The sequence below is a fragment of the Mesorhizobium sp. M2E.F.Ca.ET.209.01.1.1 genome, from assembly GCF_004010375.2.
GTDB lineage: Bacteria > Pseudomonadota > Alphaproteobacteria > Rhizobiales > Rhizobiaceae > Mesorhizobium.
In genome coordinates this window covers 1-291 of record NZ_SADP02001157.1, presented here as the reverse complement: position 1 = coordinate 291, position 291 = coordinate 1, and the positions used below count along the sequence as shown (strand labels likewise).

General features: G+C 57.0%; 1 protein-coding gene. It reads left to right on the top strand.

Translation table 11 applies throughout. The annotated features are described in order from the left end of the window. Positions 1-12: 12 nt before the first annotated feature. Positions 13-291, top strand: a 279-nt coding sequence (locus EN852_RS39535; RefSeq protein WP_281407871.1) for an RHS repeat domain-containing protein, incomplete at its 3' end; no start/stop codon positions are given.

Sequence of the window (291 nt, the reverse complement as noted above, 5' to 3'; positions counted from 1 at the left end):
GTAACCTCTTCCGTGGACCCATTGGGCCACACGACCACCTACCACTACGACTCGTCCGCAAACCTGACGTCGATCACGAACGCGAACAACGCCACCGCGGCAACCTACACGTATGACGGCTTCGATCGCGTTCGCACCTACACCGATTCTGAAGGTTGGACCGCCACCTACGACTATGATGCCGCCGACCGGCTGACAAAAATCATCTATCCGGACGGAACAACCGACCTCTACACCTACAATAAGCTCGATCCTGCTTCCTACACGGATCGCTTGAACCGGCTGTGGAGC